Here is a 1,813-nt window from a genome sequence, read left to right as displayed (position 1 = left end):
CAATGCCGCGTAGTTAAGCGGTTCCGGGCGCTTGCAAGGGGTGTTGACCTGCGGATTCGCCAGACATGAGAACGGGACCTCCGGTAAAGCAGAGAAGCCGTCCAAGGTCTTCCTGCACGAGAGGTCCCGTTGCCCGATCAGTGTGCCACCACCACGCTCACCCATGCCATCACCTGCGCCGCCGGACCCTTCGCACCGGGACACCTCGGCGAGCTGACTCAGCACGTCCCCTTCGAACTCGCCGACGCCGTATTGCAAGAGACCAGATCAGGGCATCGCCGGCTGCGGCATCTTCCCTCCCGGGTCGGCATCTACTTCCTCCTCGCGCTGGCGCTGTTTCCCTCGCTGGGATACATGCGGGTGTGGGGCAAGCTCACCGCGGGTCTGCACGGACTCACGCTGCACCGTCCCTCCGAGAAGGCCCTGCGCGACCTGCGTCGCCGTCTGGGGCCGGCACCGTTGAAGGCGCTGTTCGAAGCGGTGTCCGGGCCGCTCGCCCGCCCTGGGACCCGCGGCACGTGCTACCGCTCGTGGCGGACGGTCGCCTTCGACGGATGCAGCTCGCTCAAGGCCCCTGACCAGCCGCGTATTCGGAACCTGTTCGGCAAGTCGAAGCACCGCTGGGGCATCTCGGGCTATCCCGCCCTGCGGCTGACCGCCCTGGTCGAGACGGGGACGCGTGGCCTGCTCGGCGCGGTCTTCGGCCCCACCAGCACCGGGGAGCCGACCCATGCCGCCCGGCTCATGCACCTGCTGACTCCGACGATGCTCCTGTTGGTCGACCGGGGCTTCGACGGCAACAACTTCTATACAGCCGTGGCCAAGACCGGTGCCCAGCTCCTGGCCCGCCTCGGTTCGAACCGCAAGCCCGCTGTGATCGCCGTCCTGCCCGACGGCTCCTACCTCACCCGCCTCGGCGGGCTCCAACTCAGGGTCATCGAAGCGGACATCACCGTGACCACCCGCGACGGCCGGCGCATCCACGACCGCTACCGCCTGGCCACCACCCTGCTCGACCCCCATAGCGACCCGGCCGCCGCGCTCGTACGGCTCTACCACGAACGCTGGGAGATCGAGTCGGCCTTCTACGCACTTCGGCACACGCTCCTGCGCGGTCGAGTTCTGCGTTCCTGCGACCCTTTCGGCCTCGAACAGGAACTCTGGGCGATCTTGACTGCCTATCAGGCCATCCGACGGGCTATGACGGAAGCCGTCGAGTCCGTTCCCGGCATCGACCCCGACCGCGCCAGTTTCACCGTCGCCCTCGAAACCGCCCGTGACCAGGTGACATCGGCGCGAGGCATCCTGCCGGCCCTTGACCGCATCGACGACCCGGGGCTGATCGGGCACGCCGTGCTCGCTGATCTACTGCCGCCTCGGCGCGCACGCGTCAGCGCCCGCAAGGTGAAGTGCCCCATGACGCGCTACCCCGGCAACTCCGCTGACCCCCGCCCCGCCGTCAGCCAGGACATCGTCTCGCTGGACATCGCGGTCCACCAGGCCGTCCTGCCGCCGCCCGAGCCCGACCGGCCTCCCGTTAATCCGGGCCGCAAGACCCTCGTCCTGGATCTCCTGCGGACCGCCCCGGACCGTCCGTGGCGATCCCACGAGATCGCCCAAGCAATCAACTGCCCCAACATCAAGAGCCTATGGACGCAGCTCTCGACGTGGGTGAAGGACGGCATGCTCCGCAGAACCGCCAAGGACACGTACGAACTGGTCTCTGCCTGGGCGACATCGCCTCGACCACCCGGCGAATCCGCAGGTCAACACCCCTTGCAAGCGCCCGGAATCGCTTAACTACGCGGCATTG

General features: G+C 67.8%; 1 protein-coding gene. It reads left to right on the top strand.

Annotated features, from left to right (window positions below):
* Positions 1-129 precede the first annotated feature (129 nt).
* Positions 130-1,800 carry an IS4 family transposase gene (locus ABZ826_RS39270; protein WP_361459383.1) on the top strand — a complete coding sequence of 557 codons (1,671 nt, stop codon included), beginning with the start codon at positions 130-132 and terminating at the stop codon, positions 1,798-1,800.
* Positions 1,801-1,813 lie beyond the last annotated feature (13 nt).

It is taken from the genome of Streptomyces sp. NPDC047515, assembly GCF_040643055.1.
GTDB lineage: Bacteria > Actinomycetota > Actinomycetes > Streptomycetales > Streptomycetaceae > Streptomyces.
Note: the sequence above shows the minus strand (reverse complement) of the source record. Positions and strands in the feature narration are given on the sequence as shown.